28 protein-coding genes are annotated in these 24,866 nt (G+C 43.4%); 12 read left to right on the top strand and 16 right to left on the bottom strand.

Translation table 11 applies throughout. The annotated features are described in order from the left end of the window. Positions 1-50: 50 nt before the first annotated feature. The 4 genes from AAFP11_RS21135 to AAFP11_RS21120 form a co-directional block, all read right to left on the bottom strand. Positions 51-1,163, bottom strand: a complete 1,113-nt coding sequence (locus tag AAFP11_RS21135; RefSeq protein WP_341738846.1) for a DNA cytosine methyltransferase — start codon at positions 1,161-1,163, stop codon at positions 51-53. Positions 1,164-1,171: 8 nt separating this feature from the next. Continuing rightward, positions 1,172-1,897 (bottom strand): MAE_28990/MAE_18760 family HEPN-like nuclease, encoded by a 726-nt coding sequence (locus AAFP11_RS21130; protein ID WP_341738845.1) that lies wholly within the window; start codon positions 1,895-1,897, stop codon positions 1,172-1,174. 2 nt (positions 1,898-1,899) lie between these two features. Further along, positions 1,900-2,970, bottom strand: coding sequence for a DUF262 domain-containing protein (locus AAFP11_RS21125; protein WP_341738844.1), 1,071 nt, complete (start codon positions 2,968-2,970; stop codon positions 1,900-1,902). A gap of 61 nt (positions 2,971-3,031) precedes the next feature. Continuing rightward, positions 3,032-4,207, bottom strand: coding sequence for a homocysteine biosynthesis protein (locus tag AAFP11_RS21120; protein WP_341738843.1), 1,176 nt, complete (start codon positions 4,205-4,207; stop codon positions 3,032-3,034). A gap of 131 nt (positions 4,208-4,338) precedes the next feature. On the opposite strand from AAFP11_RS21120, the gene AAFP11_RS21115 reads away from it, so the two are divergent. Then, positions 4,339-4,965, top strand: coding sequence for a Uma2 family endonuclease (locus tag AAFP11_RS21115; RefSeq protein ID WP_341738842.1), 627 nt, complete (start codon positions 4,339-4,341; stop codon positions 4,963-4,965). Between the two features lie 104 nt (positions 4,966-5,069). Here the strand turns inward: AAFP11_RS21115 and AAFP11_RS21110 are convergent, their stop codons facing one another. From AAFP11_RS21110 to AAFP11_RS21095, 4 genes are all read right to left on the bottom strand, one after another. After that, positions 5,070-6,272, bottom strand: coding sequence for an AI-2E family transporter (locus AAFP11_RS21110; protein ID WP_341738841.1), 1,203 nt, complete (start codon positions 6,270-6,272; stop codon positions 5,070-5,072). A 100-nt stretch (positions 6,273-6,372) separates the two neighbouring features. Beyond that, entirely contained in the window at positions 6,373-6,990 is a 618-nt protein-coding gene (locus AAFP11_RS21105) for a Uma2 family endonuclease (RefSeq protein ID WP_341738840.1), read from the bottom strand. Between the two features lie 215 nt (positions 6,991-7,205). Continuing rightward, positions 7,206-7,370, bottom strand: a complete 165-nt coding sequence (locus AAFP11_RS21100) for a hypothetical protein (protein ID WP_341738839.1) — start codon at positions 7,368-7,370, stop codon at positions 7,206-7,208. An 8-nt stretch (positions 7,371-7,378) separates the two neighbouring features. After that, complete coding sequence (locus tag AAFP11_RS21095) at positions 7,379-7,726, bottom strand: hypothetical protein (protein ID WP_341738838.1); 348 nt, start codon at positions 7,724-7,726, stop codon at positions 7,379-7,381. 245 nt (positions 7,727-7,971) lie between these two features. Here AAFP11_RS21095 and AAFP11_RS21090 point away from each other — a divergent pair, with 245 nt between their 5' ends. The 9 genes from AAFP11_RS21090 (at position 7,972) to AAFP11_RS21050 (ending at position 15,585) form a co-directional block, all read left to right on the top strand. Continuing rightward, on the top strand, positions 7,972-8,124 hold the full coding sequence (locus AAFP11_RS21090; protein WP_341738837.1) for a hypothetical protein: 153 nt from the start codon (positions 7,972-7,974) through the stop codon (positions 8,122-8,124). A 223-nt stretch (positions 8,125-8,347) separates the two neighbouring features. Beyond that, positions 8,348-8,551, top strand: coding sequence for a hypothetical protein (locus AAFP11_RS21085; RefSeq protein ID WP_341738836.1), 204 nt, complete (start codon positions 8,348-8,350; stop codon positions 8,549-8,551). Positions 8,552-8,611: 60 nt separating this feature from the next. Further along, complete coding sequence (locus tag AAFP11_RS21080; RefSeq protein WP_341738835.1) at positions 8,612-9,433, top strand: flagellar assembly protein H; 822 nt, start codon at positions 8,612-8,614, stop codon at positions 9,431-9,433. A gap of 365 nt (positions 9,434-9,798) precedes the next feature. Further along, the gene (locus AAFP11_RS21075) at positions 9,799-11,118 is read left to right on the top strand and encodes a methyltransferase domain-containing protein (RefSeq protein ID WP_341738834.1); all 1,320 of its coding nucleotides are present in this window, start codon (positions 9,799-9,801) and stop codon (positions 11,116-11,118) included. A 115-nt stretch (positions 11,119-11,233) separates the two neighbouring features. Continuing rightward, a complete protein-coding gene (locus AAFP11_RS21070; RefSeq protein WP_341738833.1) occupies positions 11,234-11,752 on the top strand; it encodes a type IV pilin-like G/H family protein in 519 nt (172 codons plus the stop codon). Between the two features lie 138 nt (positions 11,753-11,890). After that, positions 11,891-14,092, top strand: a complete 2,202-nt coding sequence (locus AAFP11_RS21065) for an O-linked N-acetylglucosamine transferase, SPINDLY family protein (RefSeq protein ID WP_341738832.1) — start codon at positions 11,891-11,893, stop codon at positions 14,090-14,092. A 132-nt stretch (positions 14,093-14,224) separates the two neighbouring features. Next, a complete protein-coding gene (locus AAFP11_RS21060; RefSeq protein ID WP_341738831.1) occupies positions 14,225-14,446 on the top strand; it encodes an AbrB/MazE/SpoVT family DNA-binding domain-containing protein in 222 nt (73 codons plus the stop codon). Further along, complete coding sequence (locus AAFP11_RS21055) at positions 14,443-14,874, top strand: putative toxin-antitoxin system toxin component, PIN family (RefSeq protein WP_341738830.1); 432 nt, start codon at positions 14,443-14,445, stop codon at positions 14,872-14,874. The genes AAFP11_RS21060 and AAFP11_RS21055 overlap by 4 nt, the downstream gene beginning before the upstream one ends. Positions 14,875-14,982: 108 nt before the next feature. Continuing rightward, positions 14,983-15,585, top strand: coding sequence for a hypothetical protein (locus tag AAFP11_RS21050; protein ID WP_341738829.1), 603 nt, complete (start codon positions 14,983-14,985; stop codon positions 15,583-15,585). A 53-nt stretch (positions 15,586-15,638) separates the two neighbouring features. On the opposite strand, the gene AAFP11_RS21045 is transcribed toward AAFP11_RS21050, so the two are convergent. The 7 genes from AAFP11_RS21045 to AAFP11_RS21015 all read right to left on the bottom strand — a co-directional run bounded on the left by AAFP11_RS21045 (position 15,639) and on the right by AAFP11_RS21015 (position 23,222). Continuing rightward, the gene (locus tag AAFP11_RS21045; RefSeq protein ID WP_341738828.1) at positions 15,639-16,280 is read right to left on the bottom strand and encodes a type I restriction endonuclease subunit R; all 642 of its coding nucleotides are present in this window, start codon (positions 16,278-16,280) and stop codon (positions 15,639-15,641) included. 159 nt (positions 16,281-16,439) lie between these two features. Then, complete coding sequence (locus tag AAFP11_RS21040) at positions 16,440-20,558, bottom strand: glycosyltransferase (protein WP_341738827.1); 4,119 nt, start codon at positions 20,556-20,558, stop codon at positions 16,440-16,442. Between the two features lie 61 nt (positions 20,559-20,619). Further along, the gene (locus tag AAFP11_RS21035; RefSeq protein WP_341738826.1) at positions 20,620-21,015 is read right to left on the bottom strand and encodes a tetratricopeptide repeat protein; all 396 of its coding nucleotides are present in this window, start codon (positions 21,013-21,015) and stop codon (positions 20,620-20,622) included. 110 nt (positions 21,016-21,125) lie between these two features. After that, the gene (locus AAFP11_RS21030; protein WP_341738825.1) at positions 21,126-21,866 is read right to left on the bottom strand and encodes a Uma2 family endonuclease; all 741 of its coding nucleotides are present in this window, start codon (positions 21,864-21,866) and stop codon (positions 21,126-21,128) included. Positions 21,867-21,948: 82 nt separating this feature from the next. Beyond that, a complete protein-coding gene (locus AAFP11_RS21025; RefSeq protein WP_341738824.1) occupies positions 21,949-22,116 on the bottom strand; it encodes a hypothetical protein in 168 nt (55 codons plus the stop codon). A 303-nt stretch (positions 22,117-22,419) separates the two neighbouring features. Further along, positions 22,420-22,548 (bottom strand): hypothetical protein, encoded by a 129-nt coding sequence (locus tag AAFP11_RS21020; RefSeq protein WP_341738823.1) that lies wholly within the window; start codon positions 22,546-22,548, stop codon positions 22,420-22,422. 101 nt (positions 22,549-22,649) lie between these two features. Next, positions 22,650-23,222 (bottom strand): Uma2 family endonuclease, encoded by a 573-nt coding sequence (locus tag AAFP11_RS21015; protein ID WP_341738822.1) that lies wholly within the window; start codon positions 23,220-23,222, stop codon positions 22,650-22,652. A 288-nt stretch (positions 23,223-23,510) separates the two neighbouring features. Here AAFP11_RS21015 and AAFP11_RS21010 point away from each other — a divergent pair, with 288 nt between their 5' ends. Beyond that, positions 23,511-23,738: a hypothetical protein gene (locus AAFP11_RS21010; RefSeq protein WP_341738821.1), complete on the top strand. Its 228-nt coding sequence runs from the start codon at positions 23,511-23,513 to the stop codon at positions 23,736-23,738. Next, the gene (locus AAFP11_RS21005) at positions 23,731-24,165 is read left to right on the top strand and encodes a hypothetical protein (RefSeq protein ID WP_340517923.1); all 435 of its coding nucleotides are present in this window, start codon (positions 23,731-23,733) and stop codon (positions 24,163-24,165) included. Before AAFP11_RS21010 ends, AAFP11_RS21005 begins: the two co-directional genes overlap by 8 nt. 190 nt (positions 24,166-24,355) lie before the next feature. Here the strand turns inward: AAFP11_RS21005 and AAFP11_RS21000 are convergent. Continuing rightward, positions 24,356-24,866 (bottom strand): hypothetical protein (locus AAFP11_RS21000; RefSeq protein ID WP_341738820.1); only part of this gene is annotated, 511 nt, incomplete at its 5' end.

Genomic DNA, 24,866 nt, shown 5'->3' with positions numbered 1-24,866 from the left:
TAAGTAAAAATGTAAAATTAAAGGTCAAAAAAACTTTTAATCTTACATTTTTACTTGAGGCACTTATCAAATTTATCTAGATGATGGAGTAGGCTTTGCGCCACTAACTGACCAATTTCAACAGGAACAGCGTTTCCTATTAAGCGTCCCAGTTTGCTGAAACAGACTCGCTCGCCAGGAGCCAGGAAGCTATAGTTTTCTGGAAAAGTCTGAAGGATGGCTGCCTCTCTGAGAGAAATTGCACGATCCTGTTCCGGATGTCCGAACCGACCATTACCGTAGCCAAAGCATTGGGTGGTGATCGTTGGAGCCGGGGCGTCCCACTTCATACGACCATAAACGCTAGGATAAGTTTGTCCAGATTTCTTACGATGACATTCTGCCAGCAGTGAAGTATCCCAGTCATGCCATGTGCCTCCGGGTTTTGAGGCTCTGATTCTGCGGAGGTTCAGGTCACTGAGCGAGGACGCTGCATGAAGTGCGTCATTTGGATCGGAGCATCCGGCTGCTAGGGCGGGTAGATGGGAAATGGCCTCACGCACAGTTGTGCAGGATTGTCTGGAAAAAATTGGAGGTACTAATTCTACAGATCCGAATCGAGACGCTAGGAGCACGAGCCGTTTACGAGTCTGTGGAACTCCATATTGAGCGCAATCTACAATGCTCCAATCTATCGAATAGCCTTCGAGTTCCTTCAAAAAATCCTTGAAAACTTCATGCTCTGAAAGCTGTGGTACATTCTCCATCGTCACGAATTCGGGTTGAGTCTCTCGTACCAGCCGGCCGAAGTCGGATACCAGAACCCACTTACTGTCCAGGCGTTCCTGGCGTCCCTTACGGCTGTAAGTCGAGAATGGTTGGCAGGGAGCACAGCCAGCCAGCAAGCGTAATTTCGCATCACCAAAAATATTTGTAAGTTGGGAAGCTGACAGAAAACTGACATCCTGCTCGATGAAAATAGCATTATTGTTGCTCTCGTAAGGGAATCGGCATTGTGGATCGATGTCGATGCCCGCAACAACCTTAATACCTCCTCGGATCAGTCCATGGGTAAGACCGCCCAAACCACAAAACAGATCGATGCAGTTAATGGCTGTACTTCTGCGATCGATGTGAGGCTTTTTGCCTATGTGAGTGCCGACAATAGTCTCATCTTGATTCATGCCTGTGCTCATTGAGGTCGCCTCTCCGGCATTAGGAACTCATGTGCATCTATGGATGACTTAAAGCAATTTACAACCTCCCTCAGATAAAGAGCTGTTCGTTCAGTGAGGTCACGGAGATCGCTAACAGTAATATTATTGCCACTCTCTGCAAATGATAGATTACCGTGTGCTAGTTTGTTCCGAAAACTTTTGATCAGGGAAAGTGCGCCTTGCTGATCCCGCAATGGTTGTTTAACAGCACGATTAGCCTGACGACTTATATTTAAGGATAATCCTAGACGTTTACTAAGTTTGTAAATTTCTTCATCATCCCAATTTCCACCTCCACCTTTTTCAAGTTCAAAGGTTGATATAGGGAGTGCAAGCACTAGGTGATCGCAGAGGCTCAATGCAGATTCCAGGCGATTTTCGTAGTTGAGATCAGTATGAGTGCGTGCCGTACATCGCACCCACTCACGGCGCAACTCAATGGATAAGTCCTTGGGTCGCGAACTTTGATTGACCACTGCGTTAGATACCGCATCTACGCAGCGAGTAATTGTTGACTCGACTAGATTATATAGCTGTAAATAAACACTGGAATATAAAATTTTCTGCTGTTGCGGAGTGATCGTAGCTTCCCCGATTTGTGGAGTTCCTCCCTGCACTTGTTCCTGTATGGACTCAAGCAGGTCAAGGTAAGTTTCAATTTCCTGTAAACGCTCTTCAAAAGCTTGGCTCAAATCCTCCATCCTCAATCTCCAAGTAAACGATCGCGAACGAAATGTATACGAGCCTTGAGTCTGCCTATGGCGTTCGCACCGTCTGCTCCGGTCACTTTTGTAAACTCTTTGCTATTCAACCATTCTTCAACTTCGATCGATTGGTTGGCTATTTCAGGTCGTTCCTGAAGTGCCATATAGCTTCCAATGGCTATAGCTTCAAAACGCGATCGGGGTGTTGCCTTACCTTTAGGTGTTTTGCGGAAACCCGACGGGAAGTTGCGCGATACAAAGTCTATCATGTCCATGAAGCGTTGCCGGTAGGACTCAATGTCCGCTGGGTTATGTTCAAAGTGCTTGTTCATCTTCTTCGTGTAGGTGAAAAGAAATGGCGACACTCTGTCTTTGTATGTCTCCAGTCCATCACCGTAGGCAAAGAATCGTGTAACGAGTTCTTCTCTCTCACGCTCTAATAAAAGCTTGTCAGATATTGGTGCAAGTTCTTCAAAGCTCGGCTCTTGGGCGAGTGAAATCACAAGGTCGAGGAAAGCACCTCCTAACGCACCTCGACGCACCTCAGCCTTGTTGGCGACCTTGCTTCCTGTGTTAATTCGATCGAAAAGATCGAATCGTGCTTGCTCATCGGCGTGTTCATTAAGTACGATCCCCCTAATGGAACGGTTCTTGATTTTTCGTTGCCGAGATTCGGGGAGATCTTTGAATCGAAATCCGGTCAGTAGCGACAATTCTTCCAAGTCACCTAGGGGAAAGTCCCCAAGAACGAACTCCTGAATCGTTCTAAGGCGCTGTGAACCATCAACAATTTCAAGCTTACCTGTTGACGGGCTTTCCCAAAAGAAGAGGAAAGGGATCGGAAGCCCCATCAATACCGACTCAATGAACCGGGATTTGCGCTCTGGTTCCCATGTGAACTCGCGCTGGTAGGCCGGAATCTCGAAATCTCCATTCTGCATCTTTTGGGCCAGAAGCTCAATGGAATATTCCGTCAGATAGAACTCAATTCTCTTTGTGTGTTCAAAAATCTGTACCTCAGCAGTAGCAATCTCCTCATCGGTAAACTTACACTGGTTCTCGTCGATCATCTTTGAATATCCTCTCGTGGTTCAATCAATTTATAATCCGTGACTTTAGTCCGGGTAATGTCTATTCCAATCTGACTTGTGCTCCCCACACATCCTGTGGCAGAAATACTCTGTCTGCTGGCAGAGGAGCAACTGGTGCGGTGAGAGTAAATTGACCAGTTTCAATTTGCTGTTTCAATTCCAAAGCTACTTGTCGGGACAGAAACATACTTGCTAGGGGGGCTGCCCGCACTGGTTTGCCCTCTATCAGAATACGACCTGTTTTTAATTGGGCATAGCTAACTAAACCAAAAGTGGGACGCACGCGCCGGGGGATTGAGAAATCTACCACCGGCGCTACTATTTTTTTGTCTGATACTGCACAGTGGGCAACGACGGTTTCGTTTAGGACAGGAAATGGGATGCCGATTCCCAGCATGATTGATGGGCCGTAGTTTTTGAAGTAACACCCGCGTACCCATTTGGAGTTCATTTGTTTTGCATCGCCGATGAGTGCTAGGGTTGCCGCCGGTCCGATGGGGGTACGATTGGCCTGGCGTTTTTGCAGCGGGAAGTGCTGGGTGCCTTCCCAGGTGATGTAGCCCTGAGCGCCTCCTAGGAAGATGCGCGTGCCAATGCCGATGGTTTCGAGGTCGGGGTCGTTCAGCAGGGGAGACATGGCTCCTAGGCTGGAATAGACGGCGTTGCCTAGGTTTGCTTGTAGGGGCCCTAGGTAGGTGAATAGTGGTCGATCGCCCCCATTGACACCCACAATAAAGTTTTGATATACGTTCCGGGGATTGAATAAATAAAACTGGTTGATGGTATCGCGGGTAATTGTGGTTTCAAAGGAACTGCGGGGGTAGCAGTCTGTTACTTGTCCCAGGGCGCGCAATTGTACGGGTTTCCCGGCAATCAGGTCTTCGATGACGTGTCCGCCGCCTCTTTCGCGGGATTCTTCGCCGTCTTCGGCTACTTGGGTGGCTCCTAGGTACAGGTCTACTGCACCAAAGCCGGAGTAGGCTAGAACGCCGTCTAGCCAGCACTGGCGGATTTTTATGGGGGGATCTGTGTGGCCGAGGTTGATAATTGCCCCTGATGATTCCATTGGCTCGAAGGTGCCTGTGGTGATGACATCGACTTCTTTCGCTGCTTGGGTAATGCTGGTTTCTTGGACTCGGTTTTTGAGTTCTTCGATTGTCCAGACTGTGGCTTTGCCTTGAGTGATTTTATCGTTGATTTCGTCGATCGTTCCCATAATATTATTTGAGATTTGAGATTTTAGATGGATAGATTGATGGATTGGCGATCGGGCTGGTTGTTTAAAATAAAAGCAATATTATAATGAATATCAGAATATTATCATAAATCAAATAAAGGGCGATCGCCATGACTCCAGCGATATTAAAATCAGTCACTTTCGATGAATTTATTGACTGGTATCCAGAAAATTCGGAAAACCGTTACGAACTGCACAATGGAGCAATTGTTGAAATGCCTAAAGCCACCGGAGAGCATTCAGAAGTATCTGGTTTCCTAATCGCTGAGCTCAACTTTGAGATCAAACGACAGGGACTTCCCTACTTCGTTCCCAAAGAATGCGTGGTCAAAGCTGATAATGAGCTATCTGGCTACGAACCGGATGCGATCGTTTTGGACAGGCAAGGGACGGACAGCGAACCGAGATGGAAAAAGCAATCTATCATTACAATGGGTAGTTCTGTCCGGCTAATTGTCGAAGTTGTCAGTACCAATTGGCGGGATGATTACGGCTATAAATTGGTTGACTATGAAGCCTTGGGCATTTCTGAATACTGGATTGCCGATTATTTGGGACTAGGTGGCAGACGCTATATTGGCAATCCGAAACAACCGACTTTTTTTGTTCACCATTTGGTTGATGGCGAATATCAGTCCAGTCAGTTTCGGGGAGACGATCGGGTTTTGTCGCCCACATTTCCCCAATTGAATTTGACTGTTCAACAAATTTTTAGTGCGGGACGAGATGTGGCTTAAAATGTTAAGCCTTTTTAGCCTCGGCGACTCAAGTCGCGGCTACACAAACAAAGTCCGCCTGCGCGGACTAATATCAAATCCGGCTTAAATACTCCTTTCATCTCTTACTCTGCGGAGGGAGGCTTCGTTTGACAAGAAGCGGTTTCAACCGCCGAATCATCTGTACGATCAGGGCTTTCTGATTTGTGTTCGGGCTTGCTTTCTGGCGGACTCTGTGTTACTCCTATAGATTCGTATTCCTCATGAATAGCAGAATTAATCGCTGCTAGCTTTGTGGGACTTGTGTGCCACTGGTTGAGAATGTCTTTAATTAAGACTTCTCTAATCCAAACTTGAGCGACAACGGTGAGGGGAAGGGCAAGCAATAGTCCTAAAAATCCAAAGAATGTAGCGAAAAATACTTGAGCTATTAAGGTGACAGCGGGTAGCAGCGATACTTGTTGTGCCATAACGTAAGGGGTGAGGAGGTTACTTTCAAATTGTTGAATTAGAAAGTACAGGAGTAGGACTAAACCTGATTTTAAGGGAGAGTCTAAAAGTGCGATCGTCATGGGAGGAATCACGCTCAAACCAGGCCCGATATTTGGTATTAAGTTCAGTAAACCGGCTACTACAGCGTGAGCTAGGGCTAAGGGAACTTGCAATACTGATAAACCAATTAGGCTCAGAAGAGTGATGACGCTCATGCTAATTAAAGCACCGATCGCCCATCGACCCAGAGCTATTTCGCATTCATCTAAGATGCCATCGACTCTGCGCCGATAAAAAGAAGGAAATAGTTGGATAAATGCTTTCCGATAAGAGAGAGGTTCTGCTAATGTCATTAACGTCAAAACTAGGACTAGCAAAAAGCTGAGAATAACTCCTAATGTGTTCCCGACAAAAGCTCCTGCACCGCCAACGAGTTGCTTGAATAAAGGTTGTAGTTGTTGCATGATGTCGTTAACATCAAGATTTGGCAGCCGCTGACCAAATTGTCCAGAAAAGCGAGTTTCAATCTGATCGATCCACTCATTTAATTTGGCTATTCCTTGAGGCGCTCTTTGGGTCAGTTGTTGAAACTGTTGAGTAAAGGGTGGTACAATAATTAGAAATAAGCCTACGAATATCAGGACTAGGAAGCTAATTGAAAGTAAGACGGCGATCGATCTTTTGAGCCGGAATTTCTGTAAGTACCGTGCTAGCCTATTTAAGGCTGTGGCTAAGACGACTGCGGCAAATAGCAGCAGTAAGGCTTGCCTGATTTGCCAAAGTATGTAACAAGATGCGATCAGGGCTAATAAGCCCATCCATTGTCCTAGCTTCATTTGGTTTGAGATTTTAGATTGGAATAGGGATTTGCTGTGCGATTTGAGAATCGCATCTTTCAAAAATAACTCTACTCTAACACCACAGGAAGCAGGCTGCTCATTTCCCTTTGGCGAAAACCTGTTCTGGTGTCAGGTTCAATTCGGGGAAAATTGGGGATTCAATGCGATCGCAATTTCTGAACAGTTTAACTTGGTATTCCCCGTCTACGAGTTGATAAACCGAAAAAGTAGGTTGTTTGGGATTACCAATAAACCGTCTCCCACCCAATCCTAGATAATCTATAATCCAATATTCTTGGATTCCCATTAATTCGTAAGCCTCTAGTTTGCGAGCATAATCATCTTCCCAATTAGTGCTAGTTACCTCTAGGATTAGGGGGACTGATGAACCCATTGTAATAATTGATGATTTTTCCCATCGCGGCTCATTTCCAATCGTTTGTTCGTTGAGTACAATAATATCTGGTTCATACCCAGATTCCTCGCGCATGGGTTTGATGACGGCTTCTTTGGGGATGAAGTAGGGTAGGTTTAGACGCTCAATCTCAATTCCTACCTTCAGCGCTGTAAAACCGGACACTTTAGAATGTTTGCCTGTTGCTTTTGGCATTTCAATAATTTCTCCATTATGTAGTTCGTAGTGATATTCTGAATTCTCAGGATACCAGTCAATGAATTCATCGAATGTTACCAATTCTGTGATGGTTTGAATCATGGTGAGTGCCTTGAGTTTGCTTTTGATCGCCCTAACTTATATTATAAGACTTGTAGGGTGCGTCAGACGAATTTTCAGGGCGATTTTCGAGGGTAACAGTCAATTAAGAGGGCGGGTACGGGGGCACCGCCCCTACTGTCAACTGTCCACTGTCAACTGTTTAAGTTTTTCTCGAACAACTTCTTGATAAAAAGCCTCTAACGCAGTCACGCAAACTAGATCGTCTTGTCATCAATAATTTGTTGACATACGGCTTCTAGATTGTGGGGAATGTCGCGAAATTCTGTGCTATATTGGCGAAATTGTTCTGTAACTGGATCTGGATCGTTACCCGTGTAGTAACAGTAAACTTCAAATTGTTTATGGTTACAATAACGCAACCAGCCAGTTAACCATAAAGTGCCACTGTTCGATATTGAATATATGGCAAAATATCCAGCCACTGGCTTTGATTGAAGTTTTCTAATAAAATAATTTCTGGTTCGCAGCTAGTATCTAAATCTTCTTCCATGAATAGATTCAGGACAATTGCTGATATAATTATACTGGCATCTAACTCTGATTCTTCTAAAGTTTCGCTGCCATCTATTACCAGAGTGAGAAAATCGCGATCGGGATGATTGACAAGATTCCTGATAATTAGTTCTAATTCTAAATAAAGTGATTCTTCTGGTTGGTTCCAGTCAGGAAAAATTAGCAAATTTAAGGGCTTGAGATTTAAGGTGGTTAGATCCATTTGATTGTCTGTCTCATTTATCTGGGTGGGGATGGAAGGTTCCTAGCTTAATTTAACTTGTCAAGGTGAAAGCATAATCTGACGATTCGCTCTATGTCTCCCTTGCCAATCTCTAAAACCGTTTCTCCGTCGTAACCAGTTAAAAATGTCTTTGGGGGCGATCGGCCTTAATCCCCTATCTTGGCTGTTGCGACGCCCGCCAGCCCAGGATAGCAGCTACAATCAGGCTGGGGGAAAGGATGGCAATGAGAGCGTTGGAATCAGTGGAGGGGATGGATAAGCTAGGCCCTGCGTACTTGATGGCGACGGAAAGGACGGCGGAGAGGGTGAAGACTTTGACGATCGGGCTGATGTTGGTGTTCATGGAGGTGGTGGTTGGTTCTATAATTAGGCATTGAGACTATTATGGCAAGTTTGTACCCTGGGCGTGGAGTTGAATTTAGACTGTTTTGATTGAATGTGATAATAACAATTTAGATATTAATTTACTGTGTCGCTGCTTGCTGATGGCTTCGAGTGTGGAAGCGATGAAAGAGTTTAGGAGGGGGATGTCTGGTTAGGGCGATCGCACAGCAATTAAATGATGATAAAATGCAGTGATAAAAATCCATCATAAATTCCATGACGCGATTCATTCACGATCGCTTTGCTAAAGAATACCTGGAAGAAATGCTCTCTCCCATCGGGACAGTCAATGTCGGTCGCGATGTGACTTCGGAAGTCCGAGAAATTGATGTCTATTTCACTCCCGGCATCCCAATCCCAGAATATACACAAAATCTAGGATTGTTGGGAAAAATGGCAAACACAACTGCAATATTTTAACCATTTCGCAATCCGATCGCTGTCAGCGACGTCTGGAACTGTACGAGTAAGTTATTCGATTTGCGAAGAGAATTAGATCGGCAGGCAAGAAGAGAAAATACTCGCTATGATGATGCTAAGTTGCCCTTCCTGTGGATTTTGACACCGACAGCCTCGAAATCATTAGTTTCAGGTTTTGGTGGTATACCAAACCTCTCTAATTGGCTGGAGGGCATCTATTTTTTCCCGGAGCACTGGCGAGGGGCAATTGTGGTGATTCACCAGTTGCCAGAAACACCAGAAACCCTGTGGTTGAGGATTTTGGGCAAAGGGAAAGTGCAGCAAAGGGCGATCGGCGAATTGAGCGCTTTAGCAACGGACGATCCGTTGCGGATAATTGCGCTAGAATTGTTGTATCGTCTACAGTCAAATTTAGTAGCGGATACCCCACAAGAATTAGAATCAGAAGAGCGGGAGTTAATTATGACCATTACACCACTTTTTCAACAACAAATACAAGCAGCACAGCAACAAGCTAGGGAAGAAGGTCTAGAACAAGGCAGACAAGAACAGCAACGCTTAATTTTATCAGATTTTCTCTCAGGAAGATTCGGAGAATTAAGCCCCAAAATGAGTGTTTTTTTAACGCCTTTATCCAAGTTATCGGCGACGGAATTTACTCGGATGTTGCTGGGGATATCTATGCTGACCGTCGATGAATCAGGACAGCAACAAGCGGTTAAATTGTTGGCAGAATATGTCTTGAGAAGGTACTTCAATGAGTCAGCAGATATTCTCGCTACAGCCGTTAGCAATTTATTGGAATTGCCAGTGGTAGAATTGACAGTGTTGGTAGAAGAACTGCCACAGTTATCGGCTGATGAATTGAGGGCAAGATTATAGAGTTTTTGGAGTATAGCAATCCTAAATGAGTCGTATTAAGCTGTCAGTCCGCCAAATCTGTCTGTGTGCCCGCGAGTCCGTCAGGGGTTGAAACCCCTGTCTAATAGCTAAAGTCCTCTCAAAGAGGACTAATGAGTTCTTCAGTCCTCTTTGAGAGGACTTGCGCTTTGAGGCAGGGGTTTCAACCCTTGCCGGACTATGAGTTGTACCTTAATTTGACACCAATAGGCACGGTGCGGTGTCCCTACGGCGGATCGCGCGGTGTACTTCATAAACCTGGAATCTGCTATGTGTTGCGGCTTGGCGGAACATCGCCTATTTTCTGAGATACTAAGATAATTTGCCAGCATTAAGCATAATTGAACATGGATACCGAAAATTTAGAGTTAATAGAAAACATTCGCCAGCAATTTGACAATACTCCTTTTCCGAGAATCCCCCTAGAACAATCTCCAAAAGACAACAGTGAATTGCTCTACCTTCATAATCTGGTAACTGCTTACTACTTCAGAAATAGAAAAGTCATCAATACCGAGGGTAAAGTTATCCTGGATGCGGGATGCGGCACCGGTTATAAATCCTTAGTGTTAGCTCTCGCCAATCCGGGAGCGAAAATAGTAGGCATCGATTTATCAGAAGAATCTGTGAAACTAGCTGAGCAACGTTTGCAATATCATGGGGTTGCCAATGCAGAGTTTCATGCTTTAAAGATAGAGGATTTACCAACTTTAGGTTTACAGTTTGATTATATCAATGCTGACGAAGTTCTGTATCTCTTGCCCGATGCTATTGCTGGATTGCAAGCGATGAAGTCAGTTCTCGCGACTGATGGCATCATCCGCACAAACCTTCACAGTTCAAATGGTAGAGCGGGAATATTTCGCGCTCAAGCTGTTTTTAAAGCCATGGGATTAATGGATGGATCTCCGGGAGAATTGGAGATAGAAATAGTCCGGGAAACAATGGAAGCCTTGAGAGATGAAATAGGGCTCAAGGCGGCAGGGTGGAATGAAGAACTCGCGCAGGATGAGGGATGGATTATGTCTAACTATTTATTAGTGGGTGATAAAGGTTGTAGCATTCCTGAAGTGTTCGGAATGTTGAGAGGTGCCGATCTAGAGTTTATCAGCATGGTGGCTTGGCGCCGCTGGGAGTTGATGGATTTGTTCAAAAATCCAGATGATTTGCCTCCGTTTTTGGCGATGAGTCTGCCAGAAGCTTCTGTGGAAGAGCGGCTGCATTTATTTGACTTGTTACATCCCCTGCACCGTTTGTTTGATTTCTGGTGCGGCAATCCCGATCGGGCTCAGGATTTTGTGCCCGTTGCGGAATGGACGGAAGCTCAATGGCGGGAAGCACGGGTACACCTGCACCCTCAATTGAGGACTTCCCAGATTAGGGAAGACTTGACTAATTGCATTGACAGCCAGACGCCGTTTGAGATTAGCCGTTATATTATTGTGCCAACTCTAGCGCCAGTGGCGATCGACTGTACAATAGCTGCCTGCTTGTTACCTCTGTGGGATGGGCCGCAGTCTGTGGTGTCCCTAGTCCAGAAGTGGCTCCAAATCCGCTCCCAGATGGCTGTTAACCTAGAGCCTGTTAGCGAGCAGACAGCCTTTGAGGAAGTCAAGGAATTGTTGCTCAGGCTGGAACTCTTTCTGTATGTGCTTTTGGAGCATTAGAGTCAGGAGTTGAAAAAAAAATTGCTCTGGGGTGATATTAAAGTGCGGATAACTGGGTAAGTTACAGATAAGAGTTAGAAATTCAAGCATCCCACCCCTCAAGGAGAAAAGACTTATGAAGACTGAATTTAAAGCCAAGTTCCTGCAACACATCAACAAAAGAAGACAGGATCAAGGTTTCACCCTGATTGAACTGCTGGTTGTTATCATCATCATCGGTATTTTGTCTGCTATTGCCTTGCCCGCCTTCCTTAGCCAAGCTAATAAAGCCAAGCAATCAGAAGCAAAACAGTATGTCAGTTCCATTAACAAGGGTCAGCAGGCTTATTACGCAGAGAATCCAAGCTTTGGGAGTACCGTTGAGTCTTTGGGTCTGGGTCTCAAAACTTCAACCACTAACTATGTCTACAATGTAACAGGCACGACAGAGGCGGCTACCGCCCTGGCAAGCCCCGTTACTAAAACTCTCAAAGGATATGCAGGGGGAGTTGGGTTGATTAAGGCAGGCGAGGCAAACACTACGCAAAGCATACTTTGTGAGACTGTTGCTTTTGGTGATCCAACAGCACCTACTTTGACTGCGGTGACTGAGGTCACTTGTGGTGCGAACACCATGACGCAAGTTACAAAGTAATTGCTAAGTCTAACAAGTATTGCTTGTTAAGGGAGCGGGTAGGACTCTGTGTGCTACCTGCTCTAATTTTTTATATAAAAACTGTTTTGAACATATTAATCTATGGTTTCTAGGGATTTATCGGCTGTAGGATCAGATTTGCAGCAAAAAACTGATCAATTTCTGCTTAAAGGAGATTATGTTCAGGCTGAAAAGCTCTACGAACAGGCAATTGAAGACGAACCCAGTGTCAAGTCCCACTACTGGCAGCTAGGATTGATGTTGCTATTGCAGGGACAAGAGGTAGAAGCTCAGACTACTTGGCTGTTGGCAGTGGCGGAGGGAGAATCAGAAGAAATAGAGCGGTGGAGTGAAGAACTAATAGAGGTTCTGCAAACCGAGGCGGATAGACAGCGGGATCTGGGTGACTATGTAGTGGCTTGGGCAATTCGGCAGCACATCAGGGAAATTAATCCTACAGATATCAACAACCTGTTGCATTCGATCGGGCTGTCCACCATGCTTGAGACCTATACAGGAGAGGAATTGGCAGATACAGATGTCATTGAGCTACTAAAGTCAGAACAAGCGAATGTGGTAGACTTTGAGCTATTGATGCAAGTATTGAAGAATGTTTTAGACCGGGCTCCTTTCTATCGATCATCTTTTGAGTTGACGGATGCCTGTACAAGCTACGTCAAAGACCCCGAACATTTTTTGGCAATTTTGATCCCCTTGGTTTATAAGATTGGCTACTCTGCAAAGCAAGCTGAGTTAGCAGCACGATTTACTGAATTAGCCTTGCGTGTGGAGCCTCTAAATCCAGAATTACTGGGTGTTTTGTCTTGTTTTTATCAAGATATTAGCGAGCATTCTAAAGGAATAGAAACTGCTAAGTTGTGCTATTCAGTTACGGAAGGCTTAGCAAATAAAGTTTATGCTCATTTCTTGATAATACGCAGTTTGATGAGTGCTGGTGGCTATTGGGATGAATTTTGTTTAGCCTGGGAAAAACAGAAATCCTTGTTAGCGTCTTTGATAGAGGAGCAACCCACATCCTTGACTCAGGGTGCTAATGTTCGTTTATTTATTTGTGTCTTCTTTTTCCCATACTTTCAGGATCTCCCACAAGAAAATATACGAATTCGCCGTCAAGTAGCTCAGTTGGCTCAGTTAAATGTTGAAAATTATGCAAAGGAGAAAGTGGAGAAATGTCGCCAGAGGCGATCGCCCCTTCTCAAGATTGATCCTCCTAGTAAACGTTTGAAGATTGGATATCTTTCTCATTGCTTACGCAGCCATTCCGTGGGCTGGTTGGCCAGGTGGGTGTTTAAGTACCGCGATCGCGATCGCTTTGAAGTAAATGCTTACCTGCTGGGATCTGAAATGAATAGCGACAAGGTAGAAGATTGGTACATTAGCAAGGTTGATAAAGCTTATAAATTAGGATTAAACGGTCACGAAGCTGCCGAGAAAATTTACGAAGATGAAATTGATATTTTAGTCGATCTCGACAGTATGACGCTGAGTAATTCTTGTGAAACTATGGCTATTAAACCAGCGCCAATTCAGGTGACTTGGCTAGGTTGGGATGCGTCGAGTGTGCCAAGCATTGATTACTATATTGCCGATCCTTACGTCTTACCAGAGTCGGCTCAAGACTACTATACGGAAAAAATTTGGCGTTTGCCTCAAACTTACATAGCAGTCGATGGTTTTGAGGTTGGGGTGCCAACGCTGCGACGCGATCACTTGGATATTGGCAGTGATGCTGTGATTTATCTTAGCGCTCAGAGGGGATATAAGTATCACCCCAATACTGCACGGCTGCAAATGCAAATTATTAAAGAAGTACCGAATAGTTACTTTTTAATTAAAGGTATGGCGGATCAAGAATCAATCAAAAAGTTTTTTATCGAAGTTGCGGAATCAGAGGGAGTGGGAGCCGATCGCCTGCGATTTTTAGCATTGGCAGGATCGGAAGCAGAACACCGAGCTAATTTGGGCATTGCAGATGTGGTACTAGATACCTATCCCTATAACGGAGCTACAACAACAATGGAAACGCTGTGGATGGGTGTTCCTATAGTAACGCGAGTTGGAGAGCAGTTTGCTGCCCGTAACAGCTACACGATGATGATGAATGCTGGTATTTCCGAAGGGATTGCTTGGACTGATGAAGAGTATGTAGAATGGGGAATTCGCTTAGGCAAAGATCCAGTTTTGCGGCAGCAAATATCGTGGAAACTACGCCAGTCAAGACAAACTGCTCCGCTGTGGAATGGCAAGCAATTTACGCGGGAGTTGGAGAAAGCTTACGAGCAGATGTGGCAGATATATATTGACCAATCAAACCATTAAGTACAACGTAGGGACACTCCCCCAGATTGATGTGGGGGTAGGCACGGGGGCACTACCCCTACAAATCTCTATGAATGATTTAGGATATGTTAAACTAAGCAAAGCTTACACAACTAAATAGGAAAGTTTGCTATGCTTGCAAAATTAACGGCTGAAAATCAGCTTACTCTACCTAAAAGTATAACTCAAGCTATCGGGGCGGCTGAATATTTTGAGGTTAAGATAGAAGGTGGACAAATTATTCTGACTCCAGTAAAAATTCAAGGGGCTGATTCTGTACGCGCTAAGTTAGGAGTGTTAAATGTGAATGAACAGGATATTACTGATGCTGTGGAGTGGGCGCGTCAGTTATGATTGATCATCCACGAGTGGTAATTGATACAAATTTAGTGTTGTCAGCATTAGTGTTTGGGGGCCGACTGTCCAGATTGCGCTCTGCATGGCAGAATAATCGCTTTATTCCTTTAGCTTCTGAAGTTACAATCGCTGAATTAGTTCGGGTGCTTACTTACCCAAAGTTCAAACTCACAAACTCTGAGCAGGAAGATTTACTGTCAGACTATCTGCCGTTTTGTGATACTGTGCTGATGCCCGATACTTTGCCTGTAGTTCCTGAATGTCGAGATCCTTTTGATATCCCTTTTTTGCTGTTAGCTGTTGTCGGTCAGGCTAATTATTTGGTGACAGGTGATGGTGATTTACTGTGCCTTTCAGATAAATTTTCTTGCCCAATTTTAACGGTCGATCAGTTTTTAACGGTTATTAATTATCAATCACTCTAATTTTTCCTGTTGCTGAATACAGGTATGAATTCAAGATTTCGGAATTGCTATAAGCCAATCTTGCGTATGTTATACTTTATAAGTCAAAATTTTTAAGAAATTGCCTAAATGCCTTATAGCCAATTTACGATCGAACAAATCAAGTCATCGTTTGGAATACGGCTATCCGAACAAGTCGGAATATTTGGAAGTATTCCCGAAGCTAGCTACAGCAATTTTTTATCCGAAACCCTAGATTATAATATTCCACTAGCTTTAGCAATTAACTCGGAAAAATCTCGTTCTGAACTGATTGTCATGCCAATACTAATTGAGCTAAGAAAACAATTCTCCAATCAAATTAGTCTATTTTCTGGCAAAGACTTTACTGTAGATTCCCAAAAAGGTTTAAACGGATTTTGCGATTTTATGATTAGCAAATCGCCAGAGCAGCTAATTATAGAAGCACCAGTTATTGCTATAGTAGAAGCAAAAAATGACAATATAGAAACAGGCTTAGGTCAATGTATGGCAGAAATGATTGCTGCTCAGTTATTTAACCATCAAAAAGGAAATGAAGTTCAAAAAGTTTATGGAGTCGTCACAACTGGTAGCCTCTGGAAATTTATGCAACTAGAAGATCAAACTATCACCATTGATTTAAATGAATACTTTTTAGGTAACGTAGGGAAAATAGTCGGGATTCTGAGAAGCTTGATTGAAACTGAATAATCTGACACACTTACCATATGTCCCAGTTACTTAAGTCCTGTTTAAGATGATTTTTAGGATGATTGCAGCATAATTTGTCTAATTTGTTTGAGGATTCTCATGCAGTCATAAAGTTGATTGCGATGGGGGAGTAACAGGGAGAAAATATTAGATAAATCGTAGTTCGGGTTAGGTTGGATTAGGAGTTTAATAAATTGAAATTCATCACCATTTGTAATTAATCCATAAACAGGGCATTCTGGATTGGGGTTTGCCATTAAGTAGGTGAGGGCTTGGGGTAGGGCAACAGAAAAGGCTATAGTTGATTTAGATTCGATAACTAATACCCAGAGTTGGTGTTGAATAATTAGGGTGTCGATGCGTCCTCGCAGTATTTCCTCTCTGTCTTCTAGGAGGAGTTCAACTTCCGGTTCTGTGGTGATAAAAAAGGGTTCGTCGTATAAACCAGCTAGGCTTAATAAGGGAGAAATGACTAAGTGATTGATGGTTCCTTCAGCTAAGGAACCGCGTTCTCTATGGCGCAAAAATCGGTTTCTGATTTGGTCTAATGTGGCTGTTTCAGAGTTAGTTAGTTCGGGTAGGTCTTGGGCAAATTCTGAAGAGAATTGCTCATTATTTGTTGGAGTAAGATTGAATCTTTCCCGGAGGTTAAGTAAGCTGGCGATCGTTTTTGAGATAGGTTTTGTCTGTACCATAATTGCTCTAATTTTGCGATGGTAGGTAATTGGTAGAGTGTGTTGGTGGAATCTCTCTATATTACAATAAGGTTCAGTTAAGGCTCAACAAGAAACTGCTTGAAAAGTTAAAAGGCTTTAATCGTCGAACCATTAAATGTACCATAGCAGCAAAAATCATCATTTCACTACTTCAGATGACGGAAGAGTTTCGGCTGCGAGATTTGCGATCGCCTCTTTATTCTCATTCTCTAACACAATTCTACCATGCAAGCAAGAAATGAAAATTTCCCGCTGGATTTCGCTCAAGTGTCCAACGAGTGAAATTTCAGGCCCATCAGAAACATCTAAATCTTCTTCCATCAAAAGATTCATCGCTACACCAGACAAAGCGAGATTGGCATCTTCCTCAGAAATATTGCTCGTGTCTACCAGCAAAGTCATCTTACTTTTGTCTGCATGAGTTGCGATCGCTCTGATCGTCCTCGCTAAATCCTGAGATATTAATTCTTCCGATTGCCTCCAATCTGGGAAAATAATTAGGTTGATATCTTTTAATTGCAAGTAGTTGCCTAGAGCATCTATATGATATTTTCGGATTAGTTCGTGGAATAAGGCTTCCATTTGAGCAGAGTAAGCACGACTGTCCAGAAATCGTGGTTTACCAAGCATTTTTTGCTGGATGTACTCACTTTTTTGCTGACGTAATTCTCGGTTTGTACCCAGTGCGATCGCTATCTGGATATAGGACTCTTCACTGCTGACAACTAAATCTGGTATGCCTAGTTGTTGTAGAAGTGCTGCACCCATTGCAGAGCGGAAGCAAGCTCCTTGTCTTGCTACTATAGGTAGACAAACTTCCAAGGGGTCAATCACAGATGTTGTTCCTGAAAAGGGATGGGAATCAAGATATATATCTGCCAGCTTCAGGTATTCTTTGATATCATATCGGTTTGGTACAGGTGTAGGGTCTAATATCAGCAAACTATCTGGATCTGCACCGTGCTGTAAAAAGGCTGCATTTAGACTCTCTATAAAGACTTGCTTGGGATAATAATTAGACCAGTTTGGCCCAAACGGATAAAGAACTAACACTGAGTTCGGGACAGCAGCCACTATTTTTGCCCAAGTATTACGCAACTCTGGAATAATTTTAAACAGGTTAGCTCCTGAGATAAAAACTACTGCGTCTTCTGCTATACCGATGCTTTCCCGATTTACTTTTGTACTAGCTAGATTTTGATCGTTTCCATAACTAAAGCAATGTGCAGAACCATCAAGTTTTAATAATTCCTCCTGGTAGTGCTGTTCTGCATTTTCAAACGATTCGGTCAATTTACCAGAAATATAATAATCTATATTCCGTATTCCTGTGGTTACTACTGAGGCAACACTGGTTACTTGAATTCTTGCCATTCGGTGCAGTGCTAGTAGATATATTTGGTTAGTGACTGCTGTCACATTTGTGGCAATAAACAATATGTCTAGGTCGTCTTCCCGAATTAATTTGACCTGTTCATTTAAATTTTTCGGCAGCAGCTTAAACGAATTAGCGCAGCTTTGACAATATTCCTCTAGGGGATGCCCATTGCTAATTAAGGAATACAAAATAACTTCAAAATCTCGACTGATATACTCATACACAGGCAGTGAGGCAAAGGTTTCCGCTGCTGGCGTGAAATGTGAAGCCAGGATACCCAGCCGAATTTTTTTTCTGGTTAAAGAGCGCTCAGCAAATTCCCAGTCAACTTCCTGTCCTTCTTCTTTGAGAGCAAATGCTGTAATTTCCGAACGTTTAATATAAAGGTCTTTAAGATTAACTTCATTAAAATAAAGAGGTATGAAGGATGTGATTTGTAAAAATTGACTAGCTACATTATGCCAAAAATCAGAATTTGGATTCGTAAAAATAGATCGGTGTAAGTAATTTACTATTTCCTGCATATATTTGCAGTAACTATCTGCCTCGCCAATTTCTTGAAAATATGGGCGACAGTTAAGTATAAATTTCAGATAGTCGTTGAGGAGCCAATGAGGAATGCGAGGGAGATCCTGTGGAAGGGATAAATGATAAGCATTGACATAGAGCATTCCAGCTAGTACACACTGGATAGCTTTTGGATTGTCAAATCCTTTAGAAGAAATTATGGTTACTAGCTCGCCCACAAAAGTCTGTTCACTTGTGGTTAGAGGTTGATTGCAAATTCCACTACCTAGTATTAGTTGATGACCTTTACCGATGTCGCTCAAGTAGACACTTTCAAGCAGAACATCTGCTGTATTCAGCCACAGTTCAGCGATATTTTTTCTGGTTTGACGCAGATCAGCTAATACAGATTGTTCTGAGGAATCTTTCTGGTATTGCTCAACATAGCTAGATAGCCCAGTAAGAAACTGAGGAGATATGCCGCTGACAGAATAATGTTTTATATGCTCTGGCAAGTGCCATTTAACTTTGGGGTCTGGTATGTGTTTAACAGGCTCTACATTCCCTCGCCAAGCCACACCCATGATTTGCATGGTTTGATAAACCATGGTACTCCATCCATTTTGTCTTAAGTAATCTAAGCCTTGGGCGACATCAGGAGATGGTAAATCGTGAAATAAAACTATAGCGTCTGCTTCGGCAACTTTATTAGCAACAATAGCATCTTGGAGAGGGCCAGGAGCAGCGTGTTCTCCATCAATGAAAATTAATGCCCATCGACGTTGCAATTGAGTTGCTAATTCTTCTACTTTTTGTGGACTAAAGCCAGCTATTAGATTAACTGAGTTAAGCACGCCAGCGCATTGAAGCGAATTACTAACACTTTCATAAAAATCGGCTCTGCCCAGCAAAGGATCGATAACGTCTAGCTCAACCCCACCCAGTGCTAGATGGCAAGTTGACCACCCCATGAAGCACCCTATTTCTAGAACTCTTTTTCCCTTAAACTTGAGAGCTGTATTATAAAGGATATGGGCTTCATCTCGATTCTGAAATCCGACATCTGGAAACCGCCTATCCACATACCAGTTGTGAGGAATACCCTGACGCTGGTAGGGCCAAGGACAAGTTTTTGGGTCTGCTACGATCATGTTTGGAAAGCATTTATCAGGCAGAATTATTGATAAGCCAGGTGAAACATAATCTCTGGCTGGTAATAAAGCACGTTCAATGACTTCAATAGTATTTGTGACCATTTGTTCTTCCCTAAACATATTTTCTGCTCGTTTTTTGCAAGACTGACCTATTGACCGACGTAATTTTGAACTCGCGCACCAAGCACTAACTGTTTTAACTAAATCTCTAACTGTGCCCTGCGAATCAATTTTTGGATCTGGAAGTAGTTTGCCAGTCTCGCCCAAAACTTCGGGAATTCCACCAACTGCTGAAGCTATTACTGGGAGTCCTTTTGCCATCGCCTCTATAATAGCTAGCCCTAATGATTCTAATACCGAAGGCAAAATAAAAATATCAGCAGCATCCATCCAGTCTGAAATATCCCATCGCTGTCCTAATATTTTAACTTGCGTGTCTACTCCTAGTTGCTTTACTGTCTCCCTGAGCTGGGTTTCTAAAGGTCCAAAACCAGCCCAAACAAAGTAAAGTTTAGACCATACTGAGCTTTGATGAAGCTGTTTAATGGCTTCTATCTGATATTCAAATCCTTTCCTCGGATCTAAACGAGCAGCCGTAAAACAAACCACAGCATTTAAAGGAATATCAAATTCTTGGCGTAGGCGTTGTCGAGTTGCTGCCTTGGGAGTTTCAAAATACTCACTAGGTCGTCCCCAGTAAATAACTTCTCCCTTATCTTTAGGAAGCCTAAATAGTTCGTGCAGTAAATTCAAAGTTTCGCTGGCGATGGCCAAAACAAATTTAGCTTTCTCATAATGATGTGCCACTTCTTCTAAGTAGTCAGTAAATCGCTCTGCTAGATAGGGAGCTGCAAAACCTACAACAGTAATGTAGGGAATTCTAAGTTGAATGGCTACCTGCTTAGCTGCAAAATTAGATAGGGGACAGGCATCACTAAAGACAATTAGATCTGGTTTAGCACTAGATAAAATTCTTTGAGCATCGGATGGATTGGTCAAGGTACGTCCAAACTCATTAACTGTATTGAAATCCAGCCACCAATGTTGAATCCCCAGTTTTTTTTGGCAAGTTATCATTGGGCTGGATGTCTCGGAGTTTACATAAGAGACTTGGTATCCTGACGTTGCTAAACCACATAGAATTGAGTGATCGTATCGTGCACTTCCCCCTATTCCTGGATCATCTGAATACAAAAGTATATGTTGACTTATAACCATTTATTTCTATTTTACTCAGAATTTTCTAAGTGTTAACTTTTTGTTGGAATCGCCCTTTCCATTACTTCTTCCCCTTCACCTGCCCCAACAACTGCTTATAATCAGCTCTGTCAGGATTCAACTTCACCAACTTCTCCAAAGGCTCGATCGCCCCCTTTCTATTCTTCATCTCCAACCGCACATTTGCCAACCCCTCCAGAGCCGTCTGATTCTGCGGTTCCCGCTGCAAAACAGTTACATATCCCCGTTCCTGCGCCGCCAGCAAAGACTCCTGGGAAACAGCCACCGCAGTCGGCTTTTGCTGGTGCTGGCTGCTCAAACCGCTGCCGAACAGACTTACAATACCAAAAATTGCCGAACCACCAAACGAAACCATCGATACAAACGCGAAAATCTGCTTAATGCGATCGCCCCTATTAACCCGACTATCACCAGATTTTTTCTGCGTACTTTCCATAGTCAATCCTTTGCCTAGACGGTTTCCAGGCACTCACAAAGTACCTATATCTAGAATGCCCAAGTTCGATCGCAAAACGATCGCCCTACCCAAAAAATTTCGAGCGATATTTATACTGCATCGGGATCGATACCCTGACTTCTTAAATAAGCTGCAAGTCGATCGGCCCGCTGTTGTTCCTGTTGTACCTTTTCAGTACCCCACAACAACAAATTGCCATTCTCATCCCACCAGCGCAACCAATAACCCCTCCTCTGAGATTTTTCACCTTCCCAAACCCCCAAAAATAATCCCATTGATTCTATCCAAAATCGGCGATCGGCATCGGGTTCTTCTTGCAGTTCGTACTTTCCAGCAACCAAGCGGTATATGTCCAATTCTCCCGATCGCGGATCAAAAATTGCATACAGCGGCACCTGCAAAATTTGCTCGTAAAACCGCCACTTTCCATAAGGATATGTCGGTTTCACAGAATACCCAGTCTCGTCATCATCCTCATATATAAATTCCATCACTATTGCCGGTAATTCTCCCTGTGCATTGGGAGTATAACTGCGACGAATTTCTCCCGGTTCTGGAGGCAATACTGAAGGAACGTACACCCAATCTGGTGCTTTTACGATTATTTTGTTGTTGACTTTGGCGCACAGTCCAAAGTTAGATGCAATCAGCATTGAAGGTTGGATAAATCCTGCGATTTCCAAGGATTCTCTGAGGGCTGCTACTAACAGCGGTTGGTCGATGTTTTCCACAGGATCCTCTGGTAAGTTGAAATCCTCTGGCATTTTTTCCCAAGTTACGTTGTACTCGAACGGGATTAGTTTTATTTCTGGTAATGATTTTTCCGTCATTGGTTTTGATTGTTGTGTTGCAATTAATTTTTTGGAGATTCTGAATTTTTGATTGAAAGTTAAGATCGATCGTCCCACCGCTTCAAATTGCATCGGGATCGATACCCTGACTTCTTAAATATGCCGCAAGTCGATCGGCCCGCTGTTGTTCCTGTTCGGCCCGCTGCTGTTCTTGTTCGGCCCGCTGTTGTTCTTGTTCGGCCCGCTGTTGTTTCTGAATTCTCAGGATACCACGCAATGAATTCGTCAAATGTTACTAATTTTGTTAAGGCTTGAACCATGCCGATCTCTCCTTTATTCTAATAATATTTAATTTTACTTGACTTTTTAAATTGTTACCAGCTAGTCCCGGAGCAAACTAAGCGCTAGTCTGTTGATAATTCTTGCGTCTGCATCACAGCGATCGATCCTCCTTTATCAATTAGCAAGCGATAAATCTATTCTGACAGATTTATCGCAAATTCAGAACCAAAGCGATCGCACCCTGCATCTTTAGCCGTTATCCTGCGGTAATTCTCCAAATTGCGATCTATAATATCATATCCGTAAACATTTAACCTTCCTTCAAAGCCTGAATAAACTCCGTAACAGCATCGTATTGGTCGAAATAAGTCACGTACTTGACTAACAAAGCAATGTCTAACTCCGGCAACAATTCGCTGCGATCGACTGTTTGTATCATATTTTCTCCCGATCTATTTTTGAGTTTAATCTTTTGATAGCCTAACTGCTTTCTCAATTTTACTAAATTTTACATGGGTAGCGATTAAATTGGTATTAACTTTAACTTTGCCCAATCGCGCGTTCAAACTCGAAAGCCGCATCACCGATCGAATTCATCAACACGCACCGCGTTAGCAAGTCGAAATCCAACTCAGGTACTAACTCGCTGCGGTTGATGCGATCGTAACCCTCAGCACCCAAATTGTACAAAGTAAACAGCCCATCTTCCCAAAACCACACCTCCTGCACTCCTAATGCCCGGTAGCGGCTTAACTTGCTTTTTCCACCAGAAGTAAACACGATTTCTACCGATATATCAGGAATAGACTTCAACTTTTCCAAGCAATAAGACTCATCCGCCTGAGCAGATACTTCCTCTCCTTCTTGAGTCATCGATCCTGTGGGAAAAAACTTAATTCCTTTGCGAATCAAGAAAGTTGTAATTAAATACCCAATAATAGATTTAAAAATTTCGTGTTCTGGGCTGGTTGACACAATTTCTAAAGTTCCTCTATAGTAAAACAACCTGATACCGGGAGAGTCAGAAAACCCTGCCTGGATCGACTTAAATTGTTGCCAGCTAGTCCCGGAGCAAACTAAGCGCTGGTCCGTTGGTAATTCTTGCGTCTGCATCAGGGCGATCGATCCTCCTTTATCAATTAGTAAGCGATAAATCTATTCTGACAGATATTAGTCCTGGACGCATAGGGGCCTAGAAACCGGGTTTTTTCACTAAAATAGTTGGTTGTGACCCTCAGATTCGGTAAACACATTCGACTTCGCTCAGTGCTCTGGTCGGAGTGCGTCAGGACTGAATTATCCTATAATTGTACAAAGACGCGCCCGGACGCAGTAACGCAAATACTGCATCCAGACGACTTCTCCAATGTTGTCAAGCCAACACAGGGAGCAATATCAATTATGCCAAAAAATCCAAACTGGTTGCGTTACGATCCACAGGAAGACAAGTCTCGACACGCAGCAGCCGACGAAGCTTGTTGCTATGAGATGCAAAGAAAATATGGTTGGAAACTACTTGACATTGAGGAAATTAATACAAACGGTCTAGAAGTTGATTGTGTTTTCCGAGGCCAAACAGAGTTTCCCAAATCATTCTACGACACTGCAAGAGAGGACGACGATGCATAAATACATTATTTTCAGAGCCGAACCGAGAACTCCTGGGTGGAAAGATAGAAAATTCCAGCACACTCAATCATTGACTCGCATTTTAGCCGAACACTTTGACTCTTCTAATGACCAAATTCCTGAAGTTGGCTATCGTCCTCCAGAGTTTGTTCGTGTAGAAGCAGAACACGATCCAGATAGGCACGGTTACAATACTCATTACCGCACCAGCGATTGGGAAGTGGCGCGGGTTGAAACTTATACTCCCGATATTCCGATCGGTGAATTTGATATAGTAGTAATCTGCTATTGCCAATATTCCCCGATTAATGCTCCCCTCAAACCCATGCCAGAACGTCAAGTTTCTATCGATTCCTTTAGAGGCGACAAGGAAGCTTATGAACGTTGGTTAGAGTCTCAAAAAAGCAAAGAATACACTGAAGTTTAGGAGTTCCAGCAGAGGACACGGCAGTGCCGTGTCCCTACCATGAATCGGGGTAGGGACACGGCACTGCCGTGTCCTCTATATCATCGTGTCCTCTATATCTGGAGTTTAGACTAAAAAACGATCGCATATAAAAGTAGCTGCCTTTCAACAGAAGGCAAGTTATTGCTCAAAAACTCACGCATTGAGGAGATTAAACAACTAATTTTGAAGACTTTTTGCGTCGAGAAACTCGTTTCTTGACAGTGGGATATCGCGGTGCCTTAGCACGTACCTTTCCTGTTTCCCAACCGGGGGATTTTCCCCTCTGTTTTGGCAATTTGGTAGGAGTACCAATGTCAACTAAAACTGACAACATTGATTGGGCAACACGTCCAGGAGTTAAATCGATCTTAGCAGATTGCCAAGGCAGTCGATGCTCGAGAACTAAGTCCCTAGCCAGCCAGAGTTGCCAACTCATCAATGGCATTAAATCGCTCCACCGCTCACATTGTTCTGGAGTTCTCAAGTTAGGCAATGTCCAATGTAATCGTTGCTTAGCAAACCGATACCAATGATCCACCCCAAAACGTCGTAAATACTTAAACCAAACAGTTTCTAAGGGTAGAGTTCGTTCTCCCACCCAAGCCAACCACAAAGGTGGAAACGGCTGACCGTTTGACATAGGCTTCATTCTTTCGACCAGGATTAAATTGACTTTTTGT

This window comes from Microcoleus sp. CAWBG640 (genome assembly GCF_020883015.1).
Classification (GTDB): Bacteria; Cyanobacteriota; Cyanobacteriia; order Cyanobacteriales; family Microcoleaceae; genus Microcoleus; species Microcoleus anatoxicus.
The sequence above is the reverse complement of the archived record's forward strand: the minus strand, read 5'-3'. Positions and strand labels throughout refer to the sequence as shown.